The sequence below is a fragment of the Haloterrigena alkaliphila genome, from assembly GCF_017352155.2.
GTDB lineage: Archaea > Halobacteriota > Halobacteria > Halobacteriales > Natrialbaceae > Haloterrigena > Haloterrigena alkaliphila.
This window is the reverse complement of record NZ_CP071462.1, coordinates 265,936-290,769: the sequence shown is the minus strand read 5'-3', so window position 1 is coordinate 290,769 and position 24,834 is coordinate 265,936. Positions and strand designations below refer to the sequence as shown.

The following is a 24,834-nucleotide window of genomic DNA, read 5'->3' as shown; positions in this document are numbered from 1 at the left end:
TCGTAGTACACTCGAGAGAATTACTCGAAAATCAATTCTGGTTATCCCGTTGGTTGGAGAGTGCTATTGCTCGAGTCGTGGGATTCCCTCGAGGTCGTCGCGTCGATCGCCGGTGAGATATTCCTGGTAGTAACCCATGCCGCGGACGCCGGTGAGGAGCGTGGAAAGTGCTCCGAAGGCGAGTCGATCGCGCGTCTCGAGCTCGGGATCGGGTGACTTGACGCCACTCGGCCGCGGCGGGACACCTGGCGTGCCGTATCGATCGGAATGGTACCGCTGGAGTTGGCAGAGGCCGCGGCCGACGCGGCGGTCCTTTTTGACGAGTTCGCGGACGGTGTTTCGCGTGGGGTGATACATCGTGACGTCCTCGGCGAAGTGCATGTCGTAGCCCGCCTCGTGGACTCGATTCCCGAACTCCTTGTCTCCGCCGGAGACGAGTCTGTGATCGAAGAGGCCAACGTCCTCGAAGACTTCTCTGCGAACGAAGAGACAACAGGTCGGGGCGAACTGCTGGTGCTCGAGGTATTGCTGGACGGGGAAGCCAGTGTGGTGGTCGTAACGGGCTGCGAGGGTGGGGTTGTCGGTGAGGGTGAGCTCGACGTTATAACCCATGTAGTCAGCGCCGGTTGTTTGGAATGTATGTAGGGCGGACTCGAGCCAGTCATCGGGGACGGTCATGTCCGCATCGACGAAAGCGAGGATGTTGCTGTCCGTGTTACGGATGCCGGTGTTACGGGCAGCGTAGGAGGACTGGATTTCGGTTTCGTGAGCGAGGGTGAGTCGGTCGTTTTCATAGGACCGGACAATCTCGAGGGTGCTATCAGTGGAATTGTTATCGACGATGACTATTTCGTGATCGTGGTCGGCCTGTAGGGTGAGGAGAGACTCGAGGGTAGTCACAATGCCCTTGGGATCGTTATAGACTGGGACGACGATCGAAATCATCTAGATGTTTCCTTGTCTGAGCGACGTTGTGAAAGCGTTTCCCGAATCGCACCGTAACTCTGGGTGAGTTTCAGGATGTACTCGAGCAGGTAGAACCCGACGAGCGACGGTATTGAGGTGCCTTGGCCCGAGAAACGTCGGCGGAGGCGGAACGGACTCGGTGGGAGGAAATTGCTTGGATGCACCGGGTGGTGAGAGGTGTTAGGGTAGTACTCGCGCTTCTGTGCCCGTCCGCGACCGATCCGGAGTGCCTTTGAGCGAAGCGCGTCCCAGGAGTCCCGCGCTGGGTGGTATGCGGTTACGTCCCCAGCGTAGCACTGTTTGAAGCCGGCGCGGTAGACACGTTGGCCGAACTCCTTGTCGCCACCGGACTCAAGTCGTTCGTCGAATAGTCCGACTTCTTCGAAGACCTCGTGTCTGACCGCGAGGGCACAGGTGGGAGCGAAGTGTTTGTGCTCGAGGTAGCTCTTGATGGGGAAGGAAAACGACTGCTCGTATGCTTCCCAGAAATTGTGGTCCTCAGCGACGACCTTGACATTACAACCGAGGTAGTCGCAGTCGCGAGACTCGAAGGCGGTGACCATTTCCCCAATCCAAGTTTCAGGGACCCACATGTTCGCATCGAGAAAAAGGTAAATATTTCCTGATGCGTGTTTGATTCCTGTGTTACGGGCGGCATAAGAGGACTGGGTGTCGGTTTCCTCAACTGAGTAGATGCGGTTAGAGCAGGCATCGCTTGCCTTCTTTATTACATCGTTGGTCTCGTCAGTCGAATCATTATCGACCGGTATAACTTCGTAACTATCATATTTTTGCGGAAGTGTTGACTCAAGAGTGGTTTGAATACCTTTTGGGTCATTGTAGACGGGAATAATTACAGAACATTCTACCATAGTTATTTCTCCATAATTATTGTAATTAAATCAATATATCTCGGAGTTGAATGATAATTCCAATCTTTTCGGTTCTAGTGAGTGGAAGTAGCGGAACTGTTGGCACGACTCTTTGTGAGCGTTTGATCGAAGAGGGCTATGAAGTTACTGATACGGACATCCGATCGAACCCTTAGTTGAACACTATTGACGAGCGGACAATCACGCACGATCTCAGCGACAAATCGGCGCTGATTAAACACCCTGGAATCAATCGATTTAGTTGTTCATCTCGTTGCGACCATTCTGATTCACAAACTCGTTTGGAACCCTAATATATTTATCAGTCAAAGTTCCCCTCTCTATAAGATATGTTGGAAACTGCCGATGAACTCGTGTCCAAAGCACAGGACCATGCAGAGTGGCGATACCTCCAGGCGAGACACTACTTAAACTCTGGAATATATGAGAACACCATCGATGGTGTCTCTGCTACGTTCCATACGGATTCGTTCCGGGAGTTTCTCCGGGCGGTCGACTACCAGAACGAGGCATTCCTCATTCGAGCAATTATCGAGGAAGTCGAAACAGACGACGTATTCTGGGACATCGGCGCGAACATCGGTACGCACACATGTTATATCGGTCAATTAGTTGCTAACGTGGTGAGCGTTGAACCGCATCCGCGGACTGCCTCGAGACTCGCAGAGAATTGCGACCTCAATAACATTGATGCGACAGTCGTCGAGTCGGCTATCGGGAGTGATAAGGGGACTATCGATCTCCACGTTCCTAACAACCTTGACGACGAACTCGGCCTCGGAACGTTCACGACCCGCGGAGTCGCTAACTCGAGTAATATTTGTACCGTTCCGCAGACCACGGGAGACGATCTGGTCGACAATCGCGACCTCGCTACACCGACAGTCATGAAAATCGATGTTGAGGGCGCTGAGCACGACGTTCTTACGGGGTTCGATATTGCTCTGGAATCCTGCCGAGTAATATTCGTCGAAGTTCACGATCGGTTTGTTGAACCAGAGGCTATCACCGAAACACTCACTGAGTCAGGTTACGAGGTCGAAACACTTCATGACCGGGCCCGAGAGAATCATATCGTTGCGAAGAGATAATGTATCTATACTACAAATATCAGGGTATCCAGAAAATCCTCGGAAACGCGATCTCAGCGGTAAGCGATACGGTTTCGGGGACGCCGATCTGGGATAAGGAGTGGGATGTTCTCTGTGTCGCCGACGCGTGCCGGGTCGATACGTTCCGCGAGTTTCATCCGGAGGCCAGCTCGTATTGGTCGGTAGGGTCAACGAGCGAAACGTGGATCGCACGGACGTTTGGTGGCCGGTCGAACAAATCTGTCGGGCTCATCACTGGGAATCCGTATGCGAGTGATTTAGACCCTCACGATTTCGGTTATTTCCATTTGGAACCCGTCACCAAACACAAATTAGGCGTCGAGACAGTGCTGCCGGGGACGCTCCGAGACCATGCAGCGACGGCGTGGCGGGAGCGCGATAAACTCGGCATCGATAAGCTCATCGTTCACTTCATGCAACCACACGTGCCATTTCGAAGCCGTCCTGAGTGGTTCTCTGATTTTGAAGGGACGGATACTTGGGGGTCGTTTGTCTGGAAACAACTTCGGGACGGTGAGATAAGTCTTAACGAGTTTTTTGAAGCCTATCGGGACAACCTCGAATGGGTGCTTGAGGATGGCATTTATCCGCTTGAGGATCTAATCACGGCAACTGTGGGAATCACAGCGGACCACGGAAACGCCGCGGGAGAGTTCGGAATCTACGGCCACCCGGATTCGGTGGTCATACCCGAAATTCGAAAGGTTCCGTGGGTTACAATGGAAGCTGAGAACACTGGTGCAGATATCGATGAAGCTGACCTCGAGACTCGAACGCTCGCAGATGAAGAAGTCAAACAGCAACTCGCAGCGTTAGGATACCTTGACGGCTAAGAAAGGAACGGACCGACAATTTTAGAGTCTGATCAGCGTAACCACTACCTGTACCCGTCTCGGCAAAGGTCACGGGTGTTTCCGCTTACCGTTCTTCCGTTTTGTCGGCATCGCGCTCTATCTTGATCGATGAGGTGTTAATTAACAGGTCATCACAACGGAAAGTGTCCCAAAGCGGGGCCGGATTGGATCGGACCCGAGTTGAAGGCAGTGCTCGCAAGGACGGCCGCTTGGTGAGGCCAGTCGGCCGTAGTGAGTCGACCGAGTAGCCGTTTCTCTATGACTCTGAGCCAGAACAGATCCCTTACTGTACACACAGTTGTCAGGCGGGGCAGCGTACGCCGCCTACGACTGGTGAGGCGACAACAAGGATCGTCCAACGGGTCATGACTTCGAGAAATTCGAATATAAGTGCGATCATGCAGAGTGGGTCGCCCATGATATCCATAAACCATCATTAAACGGAAGAAATAAATTGTATCTGTTTCTATTACGTATGAGTGGGAGTTAGAGAAAGAAATCGTTTCTCGGTTTGATCAAATAATATCGATATCTATGGAAATAAATAATCTCCCTGGTCGCACTATCCGAAAACTCCGGTCGGAAGGGGCATCAGAACTCTTGGAAGAGGGAAAAAACACTCTCCTAATCGATTTTCTTTATTATAGATTTATATATGAATACATTCTCCGGGAGAGGTTGGAAATACTCTCACGTGAAGAAATACGACAAAAATCAGATTTGAAAAAGCAATATGAGGGACTGATCCGACTAAAGGGCAATCGCGGTTTTAGAGGACAACCCGAGCCAGAGTACTACGAGGCGGGAGATCGATTCGTCTGCGAAGTATCGAACGCGAAGGTACTCGGACCCGCTGGACCTGGAGTAACTCCTGACGGGAAAATCATCGCCGATACGGTAGGGACGCCCCCATTAACACACCGCAGGGTAGGAATTAGTCTTTCACAGTCAATGAGTACCAACGGTGTCAAACGAACGATTGATTTGCTTTCGGGATCAGGGGAGACTAGTCAAAAATTCGACCAGGCAGCTATCGCACTTCCCCCTTGGAAAAACTACTATCACTGGATGGTTGAATGCCTAATTCGAATTCGTCTGCTTGAGGAGTACGGATCGGATACCGGCATCTACCCAACTTTACTGGTTCCCGGAAACCTATCATCGTGGATGACTGAATCACTAGAGATAATCGATTACCAGGGAGAAATTAGGAAGTGGGACGGTGGAACCGCGTCTATCGACACCCTAGTCGTGCCCACGTTTCCTGATCCGACGCCGACGGAATGCGTTTGGCTCCGAAATCGGATGCGGACCGACGATTTGAACAAAACCGGTACCGAACGGATCTTTATCGCGCGAGATGATGCAACAGTTAGGCGTGTCACGAATATCGATGCTGTCCAAGGGGTGCTCAATCGGTACGACATTGAGACACATGTCCTCGGCCAGCTAAGTGTTCACGAACAAATTGATCTCTTCTCGCGTGCAGAACTCGTCGTCGCCACACATGGGGCGGGATTAACTAATATAATCTTTGGCTATGATCTGTCTGTGGTTGAAATCTTTGGTGACAAGAAAATGGCAACGTTTGATCGAATAGCTGAAAACATGAGTCATAAGTACTCGTATCTTGACTGCCAGCAGAGGGGTCCAGATATAAAGGTTGATACGAGAAGACTGGAAACAGCTATTCGACGTGCGCTTGAAGATTAGAGCAGCCTATTTAGATATCCGAGGTACTGAGTCAATCTTCGGAGAAACAGTTTCTAAATCCTATTTCGGAGCAAAACATGAGACTATATTTACCGCCATGGTCTGCTGTCGTTTCTACCTACAGCATTTGTCGCATACATGGCAGCAGGCAATCAATTACGCAACAATAAAATCCGAATTCTCCAATATCTCGCCGTAATCCACTGCGATCACTACATCGTTACTGTCGAAAGTTTCAGCTGCTGTCGCCGCGCTACAGATGGATTGAGAGATGATCACTTAATGAAGAATGTTCTGAAGCGGTCGAAAGTTTACCGCTGGCGGAAGCGTATCTTATTGTATCAGAGTCTATATGATCGTTACACCGATTCTGCCGCAACTGTCTTGTCCTACTGTCTTGAGGTTACTTATCTAGCCAATGTTATCAAAATTATTATGTCTATTTTATTTAAACCGTGCTCGAAGAATCAACAGTTACATCTAAAATGAACCAGGGATATCTTCAGTGTTCTGTATATCTTTCTCAAAAAATTTTCTGTTTTCCTTTATTATCTCCTCACCATGTTCCCACCAAGAAAGGTTAATTAATTTTTTGCGGACATCTTGTGGAAACCTATATTTGATATGTTTTGCGGGTACTCCTGCAACGACAGAATACGGTTCAACATCCTCTGTGACAATTGAACCGGCGCCAATTACTGCCCCATCACCGATATCTACACCAGAAAGGATTATTGATCGAGCACCAATCCAGACATCATTACCGACTGAAATTGGACCTGATGAAACGTGTTCTAGTTTACTGTCTAACACTTTGTTATAAAACCGCATTTGCATGGCTGGTTTGCTTGTTTGATGATTTTTCTGCTGAAAAAGAACATCTCGGGCGATTGCACAGTACTTTCCAAATGAAACCTCCCCAACGACTTCAGTATTTTGATTTATATTTGTCCATTCTCCGATTTCGATATCTCCCATAAGGACACATCCTGTTGATAATTTAGAATGAGGCCCTAGTCGGATATTCCCTCTCACTTTAGTGTTTTTTGAAATAATTGCACCTTCTTGTAGTTCTACATCCTGGGGTTTAAGCAGATAATTCGAGAGAGAAAGTGCAACCCGCGGATGACCGAGTTTAGATGAAACAAGCTCAGCTAACTCTAGGATCCTATTCATAGGTTTGAGGTCCATTTTGAACTAAAGGATATTAACATTACGGAAGGAGAAGTCCATTTGTCGAATTTTGGATAATATCGAAAGTTAGAATAGAAAGCATATACAATAATTTAAACATATCATGCAGGGTGGCTCTTTTATATGAATTAGTCTCATTATCTGTACCCCAGAGCCCGAAGTCTATCTTCAATCATCTCGTCTGATTTTGTCTGTTGATCGATAGGAAGGGATGATTCGATTTTTCGACGGGTATCGGAGGGTATTACCAACCAAGGAACTTTCACGAGTTCAGGTGTGTATACTCCGTAGGGGTGTCCGTATTTCTTTCTTGTAGGAATAGGGGATAACCGTTCTCCAACCAGGTTTCCGTGATCTGCAGTGATCACCGTTTTTCCGATGACGGTATCCAACAGTGTCCTCACATGTTCGACAACTATGTCAAGATTTTCTAGGTATGCCTCCCAAACGGTCTCCAGATCAACATTTGTTGTGTCATTGCGAAGGTGGCCCCATATTGATGTTCCGTTAATAGTTACATCATCTGTCGTCCAGCCTCTCGCCTCTATTTGTTTCCCAGTCTCACCGATAAAGGGATAATGCGGTTGCATAAAGTGTATAATGAGACGCTTGTTCGGAAACTCCTCATGAGCCTTATGTGCCGCATTGCAGACTGTTTCCGGATGAACAGTTTGTAGTTCCGAATCCCACTCATTGAGGAGATCGACGACGGCATGGAACGTCCCATCGTCAAGATCAAGTCGAGGAAGGTACGGATTCGTATTGACGTAGACTGTATCGTGGAACGTGTCATCGCCAAAGTTACGCTCAAGGAACTCCTCACTTGTTGAGCCAAGTGAGATACGAGACTCTAGTTCTCCCTTGAGGTCGACTCGCTCTGAAAACATATCGTACCGACACGCGTCCAAGATTACGAGGTTGTCCCAGTCCTCATTCATTACTTTTGTTCCGGATCCATGGCGAAGGCGGAAGACGAGATTGTTGATTTCAATAGGAATGTATCCAAGCGTTGCCTTAGCCAACTCCTTCGAGCCTCGGGTATCGTATACGTGCTTCGCCCGACGGAGGTGGTGGCGCATAGCAAATTCTACCTGTATCCCCCGTAATAACACTGCCGTCTTAGTTCGAGACAACTAAAACCCAAAAGGTTATTCTGGTTTCTCCTAGATCCGGTTATAGGCCTTTATGAAACTCGGACAGACTTCGATTGTTTACTTCCTGTCGCGATTTCTTGCGTCATTTCTCGGATTCATCGCTACGATCTACTTCGCACGACTGCTCGGTGCGGAACCACTTGGCATCTACTACCTTGTAATTGGATTGGTTTCCTGGCTCGCAATAGCAGGAAAAATAGGATTTTCAGGTGCCGTCAAGAAACGGGTCAGTGAGGGAGAAGAACAAGAAGAGTACGCTATCGCAGGCATGGCACTAATTACTGCTATATTTGTGATTATTTCGGTCGGAATACTCTTGTTTCGCCCGTACGTCGACAGCTATATCGGTTATCCGGCCACGGAATTCGTAGTTCTCTTTCTGTTCGTCACACTGAGCAACGCAATCGTCAACTCGTTGCTAGTGGGTTTTCACCTTGTTCACGTCAACGGGATTCTCTCTCCAACGAGAACCGGTGGGCGAGTAATCCTCCAAATCGGGGCTGTCGTAGCTGGACTCGGACTCACTGGATTGTTCGTCGGCTACGTTGCAGGATATGCGGTCGTAGTACTGATTGGACTGTCGATAGCCTTACGACGTTTCGATGGGTTCTCGCTGCCTCAAAGACGTCATTTCCGGAGCCTATTTGACTACGCGAAGTTTTCCTGGCTCGGCAGTTTACAATCAAGGATGTTCAACTACACAGACGTAATCGTCCTCGGTATCTTCGTTCCCTCAACACTGATCGGCGTTTACTCGATTGCTTGGAATGTCGCACAGTTTCTCATTCTCTTCGCCGGGGCCATTAGCACCACATTTTTTCCCGAAATTAGTGAATTATCCTCGAAGCGTAATACTGAATCTGTTACTGATCTCGTTGAGAATGCGCTTTCATATTCCGGTTTACTGTTGATTCCGGGGTTAGTTGGCGGAACGATTATCGGGGAACGACTCCTTCGTATTTACGGTGAAGAATTTATTCAGGGGACAACTATTCTCGTAGTGTTAATCATCGCGAACCTAATTATGAGTTATCAGAGCCAGATTCTCAATACGCTTAACGCTATTGATCGCCCGGATCTCGCGTTCCGGGCCAATGTAGTGTTCGTAGTCGGTAATCTCTTCCTCAACGTTCTCCTCATCTATTTCTATGGCTGGTTTGGTGCAGCTGTCGCAACGGCGCTGTCGATAGCGATCAGTCTTGTTGTGGCCCATCACTACCTTCAATCGATTGTCGACTACGCCATCCCGTATACGGAGATCAGCCGCCAGTGGATCGCCGCCATCGTCATGGGTGTGATCGTGTACGGCGGGGTTCACCTCGAAAACACATATGCCGTACTCGGACATAATGTCGCTACCGTCATTCTCTTAGTCGGAATCGGTGCAAGTGTATACTTCGTGACGTTGCTCGGACTCTCACCACGCTTTCGGACAACTGTCGACCGAAACTTGCCATTCAATATTCCGCTGGCTCGAAATTGACGATTGTACTCATTCGCCTTCCATGCTCCTTCTCCTTAGATAAATAGCTACGGTCTTCTACTCTGGGTAACGGCGTTCGCTATGGTTTCAATCCGCTGGAATACGCGTCATATCCGTTCCCCCTTCTACAAGGGTACTCGCATCCAGTTCTCTCGGGATACGCCTCGCCAGTATCAGTAAGTACGTAAATCCTCGAGACGTTTCTCTGAGTCCGTAGGAAGCCTACCGCCGATATTGAAGACGGATGTAGCTTCGGAGACAGCGATGCCGTAACAGCCGAACGACGAGCCGGCCGGCTCAGAGCGGGCGACGACAGGAGCGACGGTTTACTCTGGGCCGATGCCGGAGGCGTTCGAGCGCGAGACCGGTCGATCCGAGAACGACGATACCGACACCAGAGGTGCGGACGATGAGTAACCGCGGGTCACTAACTGACCGTCCAAGACTGCGATCGAGCACCTTGAGGCCCTCGAGCGAAAGGACGATCATATCGAGATCTCAAGTTCGCTCGCGACGATGTGTCCAATGAATTCGAGTCTAAGTCGCTCACAAGACATATAATCCCCGACTGAAACCATATAGAATATGCAAGCAGTCGTTTTAGCAGCCGGAAAAGGAACCCGCCTCCGCCCCCTCACCGAAGATAAACCGAAGGTCCTCGTCGAGGTAAACGACAAACCCCTCATCGAGGACGTCTTCGACAACCTCCTCGAGATCGGCGTCACCGACATCGTCGTCGTCGTCGGCTACATGAAAGAGAAGATCATCGAGCGCTACGGCGACGAGTACGAGGGCGTGCCGATCACGTACGCCCACCAGCGCGAACAGCTCGGCCTCGCCCATGCGATCCTCCAGGCCGAACCGCACATCGACGACGATTTCGTGCTGATGCTGGGCGACAACGTCTTCCGGGGGAACCTCGGAGACGTCGTCAATCGCCAGCAGGAAGACCGCGCTGACGCCGCGTTCCTCGTCGAGGAGGTCCCCTACGAGGAGGCCTCCCGCTACGGCGTCCTCGACACCAACGAGTACGGCGAGATCGTCGAGGTCGTCGAGAAACCCGACGATCCGCCGTCCAATCTCGTCATGACGGGGTTCTACACCTTCACGCCGGCGATCTTCCACGCCTGTCACCTCGTCCAGCCCAGCGACCGCGGCGAGTACGAACTGCCGGACGCGATCGACCTGCTCATCCAGTCGGGCCGGACCATCGACGCGATCCGGATGGACGGCTGGCGGATCGACGTCGGCTATCCCGAGGACCGCGAGGCCGCCGAGGAACGTCTGCAAGACGCCGAGGCGGAAGAGGTCGGAGCAGCTGCGACCGCCGAATAAGGCACTACCAGCCACTTTTCTCTCGATTCGTTCGAGAACGACGCTCCAGAACTGCTCGAGTCGCTCGTCGGATTACTCACGAACAGGCTCGATCGCGTCTCGAACACAAGCAACCGGCTCGCTGTCCCACGTACCCAGAACGACCAGAGACAGCGCGTCTGACGACGGTAGATATTCGGCGTATCACGTCTTACGACGATGCATACATGCCGTCGATCAGCGCTCGAGTCTCCGACGAAGATGCTGAAGAACTGGAATCGGTCGCCGAGCTTATCGGCGACGACAAGAGCACGGTTGTCCGTCGCGCCCTCAGGAAGGGGCTGTCCGACATTCGGATTCAGTTCGCAGTGGATCGGTACCAGACCGGTGACGTGTCGGTCAACCAGGCGGCCCAAATAGCCGGCGTCAACCTCGCGGAGTGGCTACAGATCGCCCGCGAACGCAATCTCACGTCCCAGCTGTCGCCGGAAGACCTCGACGCGGACGCGTCGACTGCCCGGGAGTTATGACGATGATCGACGCGTTCGGTCTCATCGACGATGTCTCCGCGGAGTTACTGACCAGAACTCGTCACCGGAGAGAAACACGACCCAACCGTTGAAGTCGATCAACTGCATACCCACTAGTAATGGCGACCTCTCAGTATCGAATCGTTTCCGGGGACGATTCGGATATTCACGATGAACCCCATTTGCCCGACAGTCGAGTCACGGTTCGGGAGATCCGCACTCGAGTCGAAGAGCGCGGACGGAGTCCCGAAGCGATTGCTGACCGGTTCAGTCTTGACATCGCAGACGTATACGAGGCACTCGCGTACTACCACTCCAACCCCGAGGAGATGCGTGCCGTCGAACGACGACACGAACGGGCGGACGACGTTGCGAGACGACGGTCTTCGATAGCACCGCCGACAGACGAATAGATGAGCTATCGGTTGTTGCTCGACGAAAACGTCGAGCAAGAGATCGGGTTTCGTCTCGAAAACTACGGTCACGACGTGGAACACGTCGACTATCTTTCGACACTCGGAAAAGGGACCATCGACGACCGAATCGCGGCGTATTCGCGTGATCACGACTGGTTGATACTCACGTACGACGACGATTTCGTCCTCGAGTTCGACGACGAGTCGTACCGTGCTGTACTCTACGTTCCGGAGCTATCGATACCACCTGCCGACGTCGCCGATATCGTCCACGAGATGTCAAAACACTACCCGCAGCCACAGATTACTGGTCTCGAACGGGTCAGCACTGAATGGCTGTGAATCCACTTGGACGCTCGTCAGATCGTCACCCGTTTCTCGAGCCTCGATAACCGATCCCCGAGATCGATCAAAACCGTGTTTCCCTTACCAAGGTTCGTTCTTCAGCCCGAGCTTGTACGCGATCATATTCGTCGTGACGTGCAGGATCGGCGTCAGGATCACGACGACCGCGACGATCGCCCAGGTAAAGACGTCGAAGAACCAGTCGGGCGCCAGCAGCGCAGTCAGGGGAAGGGAGACGACGACGAAGTCCAACTGGTCGACGCCGGGGAACATCGCACCGCGCTGGCGGCCGGTCCGTCGCTTGAGAAACGAGGCGAGGATGTCGCCGAGCATCGCGCCGCCGGCGAGGCCCAGCGCGGCCAGCGGTGCGAACTCGGGGACGTCGATCCCGGTCGCGGCGCTCACGTCGCTCGCGAAGAGGGTCAAAAACCCCGCGAGGGCGAGTCCGGCGATGATTCCGGCGGCGGTGCCGCGCCAACTCTTTCCGTCGCCCAGCACGCGCTTGTCGCCCCACGTCCGGCCGCCGTCGATCGGTCGGCCGCCGCCGGCCAACACCGCGGCGTTGTTGGGCACGTACGCAGGTAACATCGCCCAGAACGCGATAACGATAGTCTCGAGTACTGCCATGTCCGCGGGAACGAACCGGGGTGTCTTAACCGCCGGTGGTTCGATTCGAGCGGGGCGACGGCGCTGAAATCCGCTGCGGAATCGTTCGACTCCCCTCGAGACGCCGTCTCCCGGCCCAGTCCCCACCTCGCCTTGAAGTGTAAACAGTATCTGTATCCACTATACACGAAACAATTTTACCGCTCCCTGTGGACCCTCGTCGCAGGGTCTGTTACCATGTCTCGAGACGTTTTCGACGACGCCGAATACGAACGTCGGGTCGAGCGGACGAAAGCGCGGTTGCGCGAGGAGGACCTCGACGCGATCGTCGTCGCCGATCCGGCCAACATGAACTATCTCACGGGATACGACGGCTGGTCGTTCTACGTCCATCAGGCGGTCGTCGTCACGCCCGAGCGCGACGAGCCGGTCTGGATCGGCCGCGGGATGGACGCCGGCGGCGCGCGGGCGACCACTAACCTCTCCGAGGAGAGCATCCTGTCGTACAGCGACGATCACGTCCACTCGCCGTACGACCTGCACCCGATGGACTTTGTCGCGGGCGTCCTCGAGGACCTCGAGGTCGCGGACGGTCGCATCGGCCTCGAGATGGACGCAGCCTACTTCACCGCGAAGTCGTACACGCGTCTGCAACAGAACCTCCCCGAGGCCGAGTTCGAGGACGCGACGCTCCTCGTGGGCTGGGTGCGGATCAAGAAGTCCGAGCGGGAACTCGAGTACATGCGCGAGGCGGCCCGCATCTCGGAAAACGCCATGCAGGCGGGGCTGGACGCAATCGAGGCGGGGGTCCCCGAGTACGAGGCCGCGGCGGCCATCTACGACGCGCTCATCAACGGCACCGACGAGTACGGCGGCGACTACCCGTCGATCGTCCCGCTGCTGCCCTCGGGCGATCACACCGATACGCCCCACCTGACGTGGACCGACCGGCCCTTCGAGGACGGCGATCCGGTCATCATCGAACTCTCGGGCTGTCGTCACCGCTATCACTCGCCGTTGGCACGCACGACGTTCGTCGGCGACCCGCCCGCGGAACTCGAGGAGACCGCCGACATCGTCGTCGAGGGGATCGAGGCCGCCCTCGACGCCGTCGAACCCGGCGTCACCTGCGAGTCAGTCGAGGAGGCCTGGCGGGAGACGATCGCTCAGTACGGCCTCGAGAAGGAGGATCGCATCGGCTACTCGATGGGACTGGGCTACCCGCCGGACTGGGGCGAACACACGGCGAGCATCCGCCCCGGCGACGAGACGGTCCTCGAGGAGGACATGACCTTCCACATGATCCCGGGCATCTGGACGGCGGACGTCGGCATGGAGATCAGCGAGACGTTCCACGTGACGAGCAGCGGCGCGGAGACGCTCGCGGATTTCCCGCGGCGGCTGTTCACGACGTGATCGTCACCTACGCGGCGCTCGAGACACGTGGGTTCTCTGGAGCGACGGAATAGTCGGCCGACGTGGAGATCAGTACCGTTCGATACCGATGTACGAACCGAGTCGTCCGACGACCTCGTCGACGACCCGCTCGTCTAGCGTCGCGAGCTCGCGATCGATTTTTGTGGCGTCGACTGATGCGACCGCCCACGGGAGGATCGAACTGTCTTTCGGGAGACCGCCATCGACGATATCGTCGGCGTCGAGCGGAACGCGTTCGTCGTACCACGTTTTCGTCGAGAGCGTGAGTGCAATGTACTGTTCGCCGTGAAACGGCGCCTCGTCCGTTCCGACGATCAGCCACGGTCGACTCGTACCCTCGCCTTTGAACGGATCGTCTGCGAGGACGATCGTCCCTCGAGCGTGCGTCATTCGTCTGCGCGTTCGCTCGCCTCGATCCACTCGTCGCGGTCTTCCTCACCGTAAAGTTCGTTGAACCGCTGGATCGTCCGATGGAACTGGTGGGCACGACGAAGTCGCTCCGTGTCGTCCGTAATAGCCCAGTACGACCCCTTGTGGCGGACGAGTTCCTGCTCCTTTAGCCGGTTCAGTACCGCCGAAATCGAGTTTTCGTTGACGTTCGATCGGTCGGCGATCGTCGACGCCTTCCACGCCTTGTCCCTGTTTTCGAAGAGGAACCGGAGCACTCGTTCGGCGTTGCTCGGCTCCTCGAGTTCCGCCGACGTGCGCTCCTCGAACTCCTCGATGTCGATGGACATACCTGTGAGAAGAGTCCGCATCGGCAAAAATGTATTTGTCGTATCATTCGTATGGAATATGGGTGTGTACGGGAGTATTCCATGTATCCTATCTTTCGCCAACGATTAGATCGAACCGACATTCTCGCGACTGGTCTCACAGCGCCGGAGAAGTCGACGGCGTTCCGTTTCTGTCAATTTGGAGCCGAGACGAGCGAACGAATCGTGGACACAGTCACCACGCTCGAGTCCATCGAACGGATCGCAACTCGGGTATCAGACGACGCCGCTCAGTTCGAGTCGGGTCGACGGACGACGTTCTCGAGGTCCCCGCCCTCCTCGAGCGCGTCGACATTGTGCGCGACGATGTCGGCCAGCCGATCCCAGTGTTTCGGCGTGTGGCCGCCGGTGTGGGGCGTGATGAGACAGTTCTCGAGGTCCCAGAGCTCGTGGTCGTTGGGCAGCGGTTCGGGATCGGTGACGTCCAGCGCGGCCCCGCGGATGCCCTCCGTCTGTAGCGCCGAGACGAGCGCGTCGGTGTCGACGATGCCCCCGCGAGCGGCGTTGACGACGACGGCGTTCGGCGGGAGCGTCGCCAGTTCGGCCTCGCCGACCAGCCCGCGCGTCAGGTCGTTGAGCGGACAGGCGAGGACGACGTAGTCGCTCCGGGCAAAGGCTTCGTGAATATCGTCCTCGTCGAAGCCGAGCACCTCGTCGGTCGGGCCGCCCTTCTCGGGCGTGTAGCGGATGCCGATCGTCTCGATCTCGAACCCCTCGAGTCGCTGGACGATCTCCTGGCCGATCGAGCCGAGGCCGACGATCGTGACGGTGCTGTCGGTGAACTCGGACGACTGGAAGTGGCGCCATTCGTGGTTCTGCTTGCGGCGCCAGCCCTCGTGGAGGTTCCGCGCGAACACGAGCATGTTCCCGATCGACTGCTCGGCGATGCCGGGCGCGTGGATCCCGCCCGCGTTCGTCACGGCGACGCCGCGGTCGGCCAGCGCGTCCGTCGGGAGGTGGTCGGTGCCGGCGAACGTACACGCGAACAGTTCGAGTCGGTCGGCCTCCTCGAGGAGGGCTTCCTCGAGCGAGATACCGGTCGCCACCCGCGCCTGCGGGACGAGTTCGCGTTCGTCCCTGGGAGTCCGGGCGAGCGCGACCTCGCGGTCGGGTAACCGCTCGCGCAGCGTCTCGGTGTACGATTCCATCGACAGCCCTTCCGTCCCCTCTCGGAGGACGACGACGTCCGGATTCGTGCTCATCGGTGGTCCGCGTCGATACGACGCGATACTATAGGGTTGTCACCGGTTCTCTTATCCTTTTTGCGTATTCGTCGTAAACATCTATTGTGTACAGTTAAGGAGATCGACCGCGTTAGCTACCCGCATGACCGAGCCGATTCAGGATCGACTCGCGACGGTTCGCCGAAGCTTCCACCGCCACCCCGAGCCCGCGTGGCGCGAGTTCTTCACCACGGCCCAGCTCGTCGAGGAGATCCGGGCCATCGGCGTCGACGAACTGGCCGTCGGCCCCGACGCCTACGACCCCGCCGATAGGATGGCCATCCCCGACGACGACCTCGAGCCCTGGCTCGAGCGCGCCCGCGAGCGCGGCGCGGACGAAGCCCTGCTCGAGCGGATGGGCGGGGGCAACACCGGCGCGGTGGCGGTCCTCGAGCGCGGCGAGGGGCCGGCGATCGGCCTGCGCGTCGACATCGACGGGCTGTTCGTCGAAGAATCGACCGACGCGGAACACGTCCCCGTCGCGGAGGGCTTTCGCTCCGAGATCGACGGGACGATGCACGCCTGCGGCCACGACGCCCACATGACCTGGGGACTGGCCGTCCTCGAGCACATCGCGGAGAGCGACTTCTCGGGGCGGCTGGTCGTCTTCTTCCAGCCGGCCGAGGAGACGGGCGGCGGCGGCTGCCCGATGGCCAAGAGCCGGTTCGCGGACGATCTGGACTACCTGCTCGCGATCCACGTCGGTCTCGACCATCCGACGGGCGAGGTGATCGCCGGCATCGAGAAACCCCTCGCGATGTGTCACATCGACGCGACGATCGAGGGGACCTCCGCCCACGCGGGGAAGGCGCCCAACGAGGGAGCGAACGCGATCCACGCCATGGGGACCGCGATCGTGAACACCTACGGGATCCCCAGACACAGTGACGGGATGACTCGCGTGAACGTCGGGAAGGCCGAAGCGGGGACCTCGAGCAACGTCATCGCCGAGCACGCCAGCATGGCGGCCGAAGCGCGCGGCGAGACCACCGAACTGATGGAGTACGTGAAGCGCCGCCTCGAGCGCACGATGCGGTCGGCCGCGGAGATGCACGGCTGCCGGGCCGACGTCGAGGTGGTCAGCGAGTCGCCCCGGGCCGACAGCGACCCCGAACTGCAGGCGCTGGTGAGCGAGGTCGCCGAGGGCGTCACGGGAATCGACCGCGTGGTGCCGGCCGCCGACTTCGGCGCGAGCGAGGACGCCACCTTCCTGATGGAGCGCGTGCAGGACGAGGGCGGCCTGGCGACGTACATGATCGTCGGGTCCGATCACCCCACCAGCCACCACACGCCGACGTTCGACGTCGACGAGCGGAGCCTCGAGCACGGCGTCGAGGTGCTGGTCGGGACGATCGAGGAACTCGAGCGTCGCCACCCCGTTCCACACGTCGGGGACGAAGCGGACGTGGCGCACGGGGACGGCGGGCCGCTCGGGGAGCGCGGAGCGATCGGAGAGGGCGGAGCAATTGGGGAAGACGGCGCGCTCGGCGAGGACGGCGTCCGCGCGGAGGACGACGGATGAGCAGGGACCGCGCCAGCCACACGACGCTCGTCACTCGCGAGGACGTCGAAGCCGCCCGGGAGCGCATCGTCGACGTCGTCCACGAGACACCGCTCGATACGTCGCGGACGTTCGCCGAGCTGAGCGGCGCGGCCTCGGTCGGACTCAAACTCGAGAACGTCCAGCGGACGGGGTCGTTCAAGATCCGCGGCGCGTACAACAGGATGGCCCAGTTGTCCCCCGCGGAGCGCGAGGCGGGCGTCATCTCCGCGAGCGCGGGCAACCACGCGCAGGGCGTGGCGCTGGCCGGCGATCTGCTCGATATCGAGACGACCATCGTCGTCCCAGAGGTGACGCCCGCGGCGAAGATCGAGGCCACGCGGGGCTACGGCGCCGAGGTGGTCGTCGAGGGCGACATATACGAGCGATCCTACGAGTACGCCCTCGAGCGCGCCGACGAGACCGGTGCGACGTTCGTCCACCCCTTCGACGACGAGGCGGTCGTCGCCGGCCAGGGGACGATCGGTCTCGAGTTGCTCGAGCAGTATCCCGAGATCGATACGGTCCTCGTGGCGATCGGCGGCGGCGGGCTCATTTCGGGTATCGGGACCGTGTTGAAGGCCGCAGAGCGCGATATCCGCGTTATCGGGGCCCAGCCCGAGGGGGCATTCCACGCGAAGCCGTCGCTCGAGGGCGACGCGATCCGCGAACTCGAGACCGTCGACACCGTCGCGGAGGGGATCGCCGACACGCGGATGCTCGAGACCACGTTCGAGATCGCCCGCGAGGTGGTCGACGACGTCGTGAGCGTCAGCGACCGGGAGATCGCCGCTGCAGTCACGCTGCTGGCCGAGCGCGCGAAGACCGTCGCCGAGAGCGCCGGCGCGACGCCGCTGGCGGCCGCGCTCTCCGAGTCGGTCGAACTCGACCTCGAGGGCGAACACGTCGGGGTGGTCATTTCGGGCGGGAACGTCAACCTCACCGAACACGCCGAACTGACCCGGACGGGGCTGCACGAACTCGAGCGCTATACCGAGGCGCGACTGGCCGTTGCGGGGTGGCCGTCGACTGTGGGCGCAGTGGTCGAGGCTGTGGCGTCGGAGGGCGCCGAACTGGACGTCCTCGAGCGCGCGCGACGAGGCCCCGTCGACGAGCCGAATCGAGTGCCAGTGACCGTCGGACTCGAGGGGAGCGGGCCGGCGCACCTCGAGGGGGTGCTCGAGGCGCTGGACGCGCTCGATGGGGTTTCCGTCCTCGAGCACTCGCTCGAATGATTCTCTCGAGCACACTGTTGGCGCGCTGAACCGCGACGGAGTCGCGGTTCGAATATCGCGAGGGATGAGGGAGCGAGCGAAGCGAGTGAGCGAATCGGCTGGGGAGGGTGTGGAATCCCTAGTTGCCAGTGTGAGCGAGACGCGTTTCTGTATCCGATTACTGCTGCTGGTCGCTCACTGATCGTGGCAACAGGGAGTGCTACACCCTCCCCAGCCGATTCGTTCGCTCCCACCGGTCGCTCACTCATCCCTCGCACATAGTCACCGCCGCGCCTTCGCAGTGCTCGGGCGCGCCGGCAGCGCGCGCCACCGCACGTGGACGGTCCGAACTGTACGAGCAGCGGCCCGAATACCGAGTCTCGAGTCGCAGGATCAGAATCAGAAACGAAAATCGATTACGCGGCTTTCGCGCTCGCGCCGACGGCCTCGATCGCCTCGAGGAAGATCCCCATCCCCAGGTCGATCTCGCGCTCGCTCGAGTCCAGCGGCGGCAACAGCCGAATCGTCTTCTTCCCACAGCCAAGCGTCAGGAGCCCCCGTTTCAGCGCTTCCTGCACCACGGCGGTCCGCCGCTCGGGGGTATCGAACTCGACGGCGAGCATCAGTCCCTTCCCGCGCACGTCGTCGACGTAGTCCGGAGCGTTGTCGCGCAGCAGTTCCTTCGCCTGCTCGCCGCGCTGGGTCGCGTTCTCGAGCAGGTCGTACTCGTCGATGGCCTCGAGCGTGAACGCGCCCATCATCGATCCCAGTAGGTCGCCCGCGCCGAACGTCGAACCCAGCCGGTTCTTCTCGCTGGGGAAGATTTCCGAGCGCGAGATGGTCGCGCCGACGCGGAGGGCCTTCGCGCTGGCGATGACGTCGGGTTCGATCGGGTAGTGGTCGGAGGCCCAGATCTCGCCGGTGCGGCCGATCCCGGCCTGGATCTCGTCGACGACCAGCGGGATGTCGTACTCGTCGGTGACGGCCGCGACCTCCCGCATGAACGCCTCGCTCGGGAAGCGGTAGCCGCCGACGCCCTGAATCGGCTCGAGCGTGAGAAACGTGATCTCGTCGGGGTCGATGTGGCCGCCCTCGGGCGCGAGCATGCTGCGAAGCTGTGAGCCGCCACCGGCGAAGAAGCCACAGTCGCAACTGTCGGCGTCACAGCCCCGGTCGGCGCAGAACGGGACCGTCTCGATCCCGCTGAGCTGGGGGTAGTGGCGCGTGTAGACCTCCTTGGACTTCGTGATCGAGAGGGTCCCGAGGGTGCGGCCGTGGAAGCTCCCCGAAAACGCGACGCCGTACTTCGAGGGGGCGCGGTAGTCGTTCGTGATCTTCATCGCGTTCTCCATCGCCTCCGCGCCGGAGTTCGAGAGGAAGACGGTGTCCATCCCGTACTGGCTCGAGACCTCCGTCAGTTTTGCCATGAGGTGACTCGAGCCCGGAACGGCCGACTCGTCGGGCGAGGGACCGGCGCCGTAGTACATATCCTGGCCGGCGATCTTCATCGGCTCGACCAGGTCGAATTCCTCGAGTTTGTCGGTGAGCTTCTCGTTGTTGTACCCGAGCGGCGCCGCGCCGATGTGGCAGGTGAAATCGAGGAGCACGTTGCCGTCGACGTCGGTGACGAACGGCCCGTCGGCCTCGCGCGTGATGTCCCAGACGAACTCGTGGGAGTACTCGCTGGGCGCCGCGTGCTGCCCGTGGAACTCGATCCACCGGCGGGCGTTCGGTCCGGGGAACCCGTCCACGTCCGGTTCGGCGGTGTCCCTATTCATACACAAATTATGTATACGTCGTACATTAAATCTTGTTATAGATGGGCACGGTGGTCGGATCGAGACGCCCGTGGCCGGCACGCCGGAGTCGGGAGGGGAGAGTCGCCGATCCACCCTGCGCAAGACTGACCCCGCACAGCTACGTCGGACGTGACGCGACTGCGAAAAAGCGAATCGCCGGTCGGGTCTCAGTCGTCGTCGCCCGGCTCGGCGGCCGTCGTCGGTTCGTCCTCGGTTCGGCCGCGAGCCGAACCGAAGATCACCGTCTTCTCCTGGAGCAACACGCGACCCCGCGTCCCGCTGAAGTCCTTGACCAGACAGAGCAAGGCGGCGAAACAGACGATCGCGAACGGCGCGCCCGTGATGACGACCGCGTCCTGCAGTGCGCCGGTACCGCCTTCACCGCCGAGGATCATGAGGATCGCGGCGGTCAGACCGAGGACGATCCCCCAGAAGACGCGGTTGATCGTCGACGGGGACGCCTTGCCGCCGGTGGTCATCATCGAGACGGCAAGGGTCGAAGAGTCCGCCGAGGTGACGAAGAACGTCGTCACGATGACCATGAATCCGATTATCAGGAGCGAATCGATCGGTAGCGTGACTCCGGCGATCGAGATCGAGAGCGCGTCGAACAGGATGAATCCGGCGACCTCCGGACCGGCCTCACCCGATATCACCGCACCGAAGTCGGCGACGCCGTTGTGCTCCGCCCACACCGCGGTACCGCCGACGAACGTGAACCACGGAATGGTCGCCGCGGACGTCGCGACGATGCCGGTAAACGCGACCTCGCGAACGGTCCGTCCCTTGGAGATGCGAGCGATGAACAGGCCGGCGAACGGCGACCACGAGAGCGCCCACGCCCAGTAGAAGACGGTCCAGCTTTCCACCCACCCCGTGCCACCCTCGCCGGCACCGGTGTAGAGGCTCATCGAGACGAAGTCGCTTATCATCCCGCCCATCGCCTGCGACCCGAGCAACAGGAGGAACATCGTCGGTCCCGCGATGAACGTCGCGAACATGATCACGACGAACAGCCCCATGTTGAAGTTCGACAGTCGCCGGATCCCCTTGTCGACCCCGAGGACCATCGAGATCGTAAACAGGATCGTCATGGTCGTCACCACGACCAGAATGCCGGCGTCGCCCATGTCGATCCCCCACTGGTAATCGAGTCCGGAGATGAACTGGCTCCCGATGAAGCCGAGCGAGGTCGCCACCCCGCCGATCGTCGCGAACACGGCGAGGATGTCGATCACCTTCGCCGCCGGCCCGTCGAGGTTCTCCTTTCCGAGGAGCGGCGTGAGCGCCGACGACACTCGCAGCGGGACGTCGTCGTAGTTGTACGCGAAGTAGCCGATCGCGATGCCCATGATCGTAAACACCGCGAGCTGGGGCAGCGCCCAGTGGAACAACGTCTGCTGGATCGCGAGCGTCATCGCCGCGCCGGATCCGGCTTCGACGTCGAACAGGGGGTTCGGATCGGCGTAGTAGAACAGCCCCTCGGTCGGCCCCCAGAACACCACCCCCGCGGCGAATCCGGCCGAGTACAACATCGTGAAAAACGAGAAGAAGCTGTACTCGGGGTCCTCGTCACCCATCTTGATCTTCCCCCACGGGCCGACGATCAGGAACAGCAAGAAGAGGACGATGAGGAAGACGATCACCAGCAGCGCCCAGTTCATGTAACTGAGCATCTCCCCGTGAACGGTAGTGATCCCGTTAGCGACGAACTCGCGATCGAGGAAGAACGCGACGATCACGCCGACCGTGAGTAACGCACCGAACAGGAAGACGACCGGATCGAGCTCGTCGAAGAACCGCCTCATCATCCCCGCCTCGGCGTCGCTCATCGTCTCACCCCCCGTGGCGAATGCGCGTTCGGTGATCGACTCTCCCAGCACCGATCGTTCGCCTTGCTGCGCGATGGCATACCAAACCCGTCCATGATATACACAATAAGTGTTTCCCCATTACCGGGATCATCTACGGATTATGTATACAGTCCGATCGAACGATCTACGATCCGTCTGCCATTACCGTTACTATCGGAGAATTATGCCGCGTACCGCGACGTACCGAACGGTAGCGTGACGAGTAGGAAGTGATTGATCGGGAGCTCCGGTATCGGGACTCGAGTCGGTGGGCGTCGAGTTCCCGCTCGGCGAGGGTCGTCGTCTCGAGTCAGTTCTAGTTCGTCAGTTGGTCAGTTCCTCGAGGTTCCGCTCCCTAGCGTCGCTGCTCTCGGCGAGCCGTTCGGCGAACTCGTCGACGCGGTCTTTGATCTCCTCGCGGGTCGTCTCCGGCGAGAACGCGTCGGACATCGTCAACAGGCGGACGAACGCGCGGAGTTCCTCGTCGGTGAGCTGGGCGAACTCCTCGTTCTCGAGTTTCTCGATCACGTCGTCGACGTCGATCTGTCCGACCGGTTCGACGTTGAACTCGACGTTGACCATCCGGTAGTTCGAGCCGGCCAGGCGCTGTTCGGCCTTGCCGACGCCCTCCGAGAGCATGTCCTTGAACGGCGTGTGGTAGCCCATCGTCCCGAGGTGGAGGAAGGCGAGCATGTCGGTGATCCCCTGCGTGTAGGCGTCGCGGTCCTCGTCGTCGGGATCGAAGACGGTCTCCCGGTCCCGTTCCTCCATGCATTCGAAGAGGATGCTGAAGTCGAGAACCGCGTTCCGAACGCGGCGACGAATTCGGTTCCGCTTCTGTTTCTTCGAGTGGTCCGTGTAGTCCGTCTTCCGGCCGAGCAAGAAGTCACGGTCGGAGGGTGTGAGGATCCCACGCGGACGATCCGCGTCCGCCGCCGTCCGCAGTGACTCCGGCACGTCGTCCTGACTCATACAGGGTACACGAACTGCGCGCGAAATAACGTTTCCCATGCGGCGAACGTGACGACTACTGAACAGGATGTCGGAGTCGCATTACGGCCGTCGACGGGAGAGCTCGGTGGCCGTCTCGGTCAGCAACGCCACGCCGATCTCGAGGCTTGACTCGTCGATGTCGAACGTCGGCGTGTGGTGGCTGGTCGGGTGGTCGGTCCCGATGAGGACGTACGAGGCGAGCCCGCCCGCGTCCTGCACGCGCTCCATCAGGTAGGTGACGTCCTCGCTCACGCCGAACTCCTCGGTGGGCACCACGCGCTCGACGCCCTCGACCGTCCACGCGACGTTCCCGACGAGGTCCCGCAGTGCGGGATGGCTGTCCACGCTGGGCGACTCGCTGATGACCCGCGGCGTGACGTCGCAGTCGTGCATCTCGGCGGCGGCGTACAGCACGCGCTCGAGTTCCGTCCGCATGTACTCCATCAGCGCGGTGGTCTCGCCGCGGACCTCGGCCTCGAGGGCGACCGCCTCGGCGATGACGTTGCTCGCGGTGCCGCCCTCGATGCACCCGACGTTGACGCGGGTGATCCCGTCGCTGTGACGAGGAATACCGTAGGCGTTCTGGATCGCGGTCGCCGCCGCCTGCATCGCGTTCGCTCCTTCGTTGGGCGCCTTCCCCGCGTGGGCGCTCGCGCCCTCGAACGTTGCGGTCAGGTGGGCCATCGCCAGCGGCTTCTCGATGCCGGCGACGATCTCGCCGGTGGGATGGTCGAGACCGACGTGGAGCGCGAGGAGGTAGTCGACGTCGTCGAGGTAGCCGCTCTCGGCCATCGCCTTCCCGCCGCCGGAGATCTCCTCGGCGGGCTGGAAGAACACCTTCAGCGTCCCCTCGAACTCGCTGTCCTTGATCGCCTCGAGCGCGCCGAGCGCCATGGCGAGGTGGGCGTCGTGGCCGCAGGCGTGCATGTAGCCGTCGTGTTCGGAGCGAAAGCCCTCGGCGGCCGGCCGGTGGTCGCTCTCGGCCGACTCGTGCATCGAGATCGCGTCGAGATCGACGCGGAGCCCGATACAGGGCCCCGATCCCTGCTCGAGCACCGCGACGACGCCCGTGTGGCCGTCGGCGGTGCGCTCGAGCACGTCCGATCGAACGCCCGCCCCCCGGGCCCGCTCCCGCCACGCCTCGAGTTCTCCCGCGTCCGGAACGGCCATCCGCTCGTCGGTCGCGAGCGCCTCGCGACCGACGGCGATCTCGTCGACCCCGATCCGCTCGAGTTCCTCGACGACCCGGGCCGTCGTCCGGAACTCGCACCAGCCGGGCTCGGGATGGCGGTGGAACGCCCGCCGCAACTCGCGCACCCTGTTTTGTCCCTCGTGTGACATCGTTTCCCGTCCCTACCGCGGGCACTCACTTAACAGTAGCCGGCGTTTCACCGCGACTCGGCGTCGTTCGCCGGAGAA

Annotated in this window: 24 protein-coding genes; 12 read left to right on the top strand and 12 right to left on the bottom strand. The window is 58.7% G+C overall.

All coding sequences use genetic code 11. The features are described from left to right. Window positions 1-63: 63 nt before the first annotated feature. Window positions 64-945 (bottom strand): glycosyltransferase family 2 protein, encoded by an 882-nt coding sequence (locus tag J0X25_RS20215; RefSeq protein WP_207289253.1) that lies wholly within the window; start codon window positions 943-945, stop codon window positions 64-66. After that, a complete protein-coding gene (locus tag J0X25_RS20210) occupies window positions 942-1,838 on the bottom strand; it encodes a glycosyltransferase family 2 protein (RefSeq protein ID WP_207289252.1) in 897 nt (298 codons plus the stop codon). Before J0X25_RS20210 ends, J0X25_RS20215 begins: the two co-directional genes overlap by 4 nt. Before the next feature lie 50 nt (window positions 1,839-1,888). Here J0X25_RS20210 and J0X25_RS39960 point away from each other — a divergent pair, with 50 nt between their 5' ends. From J0X25_RS39960 to J0X25_RS20190, 4 genes are all read left to right on the top strand, one after another. Further along, window positions 1,889-2,014 carry an NAD-dependent epimerase/dehydratase family protein gene (locus tag J0X25_RS39960; protein ID WP_207289251.1) on the top strand — a complete coding sequence of 42 codons (126 nt, stop codon included), beginning with the start codon at window positions 1,889-1,891 and terminating at the stop codon, window positions 2,012-2,014. 174 nt (window positions 2,015-2,188) lie between these two features. Beyond that, window positions 2,189-2,950 carry an FkbM family methyltransferase gene (locus J0X25_RS20200; RefSeq protein WP_207289250.1) on the top strand — a complete coding sequence of 254 codons (762 nt, stop codon included), beginning with the start codon at window positions 2,189-2,191 and terminating at the stop codon, window positions 2,948-2,950. After that, on the top strand, window positions 2,950-3,804 hold the full coding sequence (locus J0X25_RS20195; protein ID WP_207289249.1) for a hypothetical protein: 855 nt from the start codon (window positions 2,950-2,952) through the stop codon (window positions 3,802-3,804). The genes J0X25_RS20200 and J0X25_RS20195 overlap by 1 nt, the downstream gene beginning before the upstream one ends. Window positions 3,805-4,359: 555 nt before the next feature. Continuing rightward, the gene (locus J0X25_RS20190) at window positions 4,360-5,538 is read left to right on the top strand and encodes a glycosyltransferase family 61 protein (RefSeq protein WP_207289248.1); all 1,179 of its coding nucleotides are present in this window, start codon (window positions 4,360-4,362) and stop codon (window positions 5,536-5,538) included. A 480-nt stretch (window positions 5,539-6,018) separates the two neighbouring features. On the opposite strand, the gene J0X25_RS20185 is transcribed toward J0X25_RS20190, so the two are convergent. Continuing rightward, the gene (locus J0X25_RS20185) at window positions 6,019-6,714 is read right to left on the bottom strand and encodes a CatB-related O-acetyltransferase (RefSeq protein ID WP_207289247.1); all 696 of its coding nucleotides are present in this window, start codon (window positions 6,712-6,714) and stop codon (window positions 6,019-6,021) included. Between the two features lie 155 nt (window positions 6,715-6,869). Beyond that, window positions 6,870-7,811: a hypothetical protein gene (locus tag J0X25_RS20180; RefSeq protein ID WP_225896708.1), complete on the bottom strand. Its 942-nt coding sequence runs from the start codon at window positions 7,809-7,811 to the stop codon at window positions 6,870-6,872. Window positions 7,812-7,917: 106 nt separating this feature from the next. Here J0X25_RS20180 and J0X25_RS20175 point away from each other — a divergent pair, with 106 nt between their 5' ends. The 5 genes from J0X25_RS20175 (at window position 7,918) to J0X25_RS20155 (ending at window position 11,971) form a co-directional block, all read left to right on the top strand. Next, window positions 7,918-9,369, top strand: a complete 1,452-nt coding sequence (locus J0X25_RS20175) for a flippase (protein WP_207289246.1) — start codon at window positions 7,918-7,920, stop codon at window positions 9,367-9,369. Window positions 9,370-9,954: 585 nt separating this feature from the next. Beyond that, window positions 9,955-10,704, top strand: a complete 750-nt coding sequence (aglF, locus tag J0X25_RS20170; RefSeq protein WP_207289245.1) for a UTP--glucose-1-phosphate uridylyltransferase AglF — start codon at window positions 9,955-9,957, stop codon at window positions 10,702-10,704. Window positions 10,705-10,910: 206 nt separating this feature from the next. Beyond that, on the top strand, window positions 10,911-11,213 hold the full coding sequence (locus J0X25_RS20165) for a UPF0175 family protein (protein ID WP_207289244.1): 303 nt from the start codon (window positions 10,911-10,913) through the stop codon (window positions 11,211-11,213). 119 nt (window positions 11,214-11,332) lie between these two features. Then, the gene (locus J0X25_RS20160) at window positions 11,333-11,626 is read left to right on the top strand and encodes a DUF433 domain-containing protein (RefSeq protein WP_207289243.1); all 294 of its coding nucleotides are present in this window, start codon (window positions 11,333-11,335) and stop codon (window positions 11,624-11,626) included. After that, on the top strand, window positions 11,627-11,971 hold the full coding sequence (locus J0X25_RS20155; RefSeq protein WP_207289242.1) for a DUF5615 family PIN-like protein: 345 nt from the start codon (window positions 11,627-11,629) through the stop codon (window positions 11,969-11,971). A gap of 84 nt (window positions 11,972-12,055) precedes the next feature. On the opposite strand, the gene J0X25_RS20150 is transcribed toward J0X25_RS20155, so the two are convergent. Beyond that, window positions 12,056-12,601: a CDP-2,3-bis-(O-geranylgeranyl)-sn-glycerol synthase gene (locus tag J0X25_RS20150; RefSeq protein ID WP_207289241.1), complete on the bottom strand. Its 546-nt coding sequence runs from the start codon at window positions 12,599-12,601 to the stop codon at window positions 12,056-12,058. Window positions 12,602-12,817: 216 nt separating this feature from the next. Between J0X25_RS20150 and J0X25_RS20145 the strand changes: the two genes are divergently transcribed. Further along, window positions 12,818-13,996 carry a M24 family metallopeptidase gene (locus tag J0X25_RS20145; RefSeq protein WP_207289240.1) on the top strand — a complete coding sequence of 393 codons (1,179 nt, stop codon included), beginning with the start codon at window positions 12,818-12,820 and terminating at the stop codon, window positions 13,994-13,996. 69 nt (window positions 13,997-14,065) lie between these two features. Here J0X25_RS20145 and J0X25_RS20140 read toward each other — a convergent pair whose 3' ends face one another. From J0X25_RS20140 to J0X25_RS20130, 3 genes are all read right to left on the bottom strand, one after another. Continuing rightward, complete coding sequence (locus J0X25_RS20140; protein WP_207289239.1) at window positions 14,066-14,407, bottom strand: type II toxin-antitoxin system PemK/MazF family toxin; 342 nt, start codon at window positions 14,405-14,407, stop codon at window positions 14,066-14,068. Next, entirely contained in the window at window positions 14,404-14,754 is a 351-nt protein-coding gene (locus tag J0X25_RS20135; protein WP_207289238.1) for a MarR family transcriptional regulator, read from the bottom strand. The genes J0X25_RS20140 and J0X25_RS20135 overlap by 4 nt, the downstream gene beginning before the upstream one ends. Before the next feature lie 269 nt (window positions 14,755-15,023). Beyond that, window positions 15,024-15,995 carry a D-2-hydroxyacid dehydrogenase gene (locus J0X25_RS20130; RefSeq protein ID WP_207289237.1) on the bottom strand — a complete coding sequence of 324 codons (972 nt, stop codon included), beginning with the start codon at window positions 15,993-15,995 and terminating at the stop codon, window positions 15,024-15,026. 124 nt (window positions 15,996-16,119) lie between these two features. On the opposite strand from J0X25_RS20130, the gene J0X25_RS20125 reads away from it, so the two are divergent. After that, window positions 16,120-17,538: an amidohydrolase gene (locus tag J0X25_RS20125; RefSeq protein ID WP_207289236.1), complete on the top strand. Its 1,419-nt coding sequence runs from the start codon at window positions 16,120-16,122 to the stop codon at window positions 17,536-17,538. After that, window positions 17,535-18,791, top strand: a complete 1,257-nt coding sequence (gene ilvA / locus J0X25_RS20120; protein WP_207289235.1) for a threonine ammonia-lyase — start codon at window positions 17,535-17,537, stop codon at window positions 18,789-18,791. Before J0X25_RS20125 ends, ilvA begins: the two co-directional genes overlap by 4 nt. A 395-nt stretch (window positions 18,792-19,186) precedes the next feature. Here the strand turns inward: ilvA and J0X25_RS20115 are convergent, their stop codons facing one another. The 4 genes from J0X25_RS20115 to J0X25_RS20100 all read right to left on the bottom strand — a co-directional run bounded on the left by J0X25_RS20115 (window position 19,187) and on the right by J0X25_RS20100 (window position 24,756). Next, complete coding sequence (locus J0X25_RS20115) at window positions 19,187-20,548, bottom strand: aminotransferase class III-fold pyridoxal phosphate-dependent enzyme (protein ID WP_207289234.1); 1,362 nt, start codon at window positions 20,546-20,548, stop codon at window positions 19,187-19,189. A gap of 188 nt (window positions 20,549-20,736) precedes the next feature. Continuing rightward, a complete protein-coding gene (locus J0X25_RS20110) occupies window positions 20,737-22,401 on the bottom strand; it encodes a BCCT family transporter (protein WP_207289233.1) in 1,665 nt (554 codons plus the stop codon). Window positions 22,402-22,746: 345 nt separating this feature from the next. Continuing rightward, a complete protein-coding gene (locus J0X25_RS20105; protein WP_207289232.1) occupies window positions 22,747-23,394 on the bottom strand; it encodes a DUF8102 family protein in 648 nt (215 codons plus the stop codon). A gap of 81 nt (window positions 23,395-23,475) precedes the next feature. After that, window positions 23,476-24,756: an amidohydrolase gene (locus tag J0X25_RS20100; protein ID WP_207289231.1), complete on the bottom strand. Its 1,281-nt coding sequence runs from the start codon at window positions 24,754-24,756 to the stop codon at window positions 23,476-23,478. Window positions 24,757-24,834: the final 78 nt, after the last annotated feature.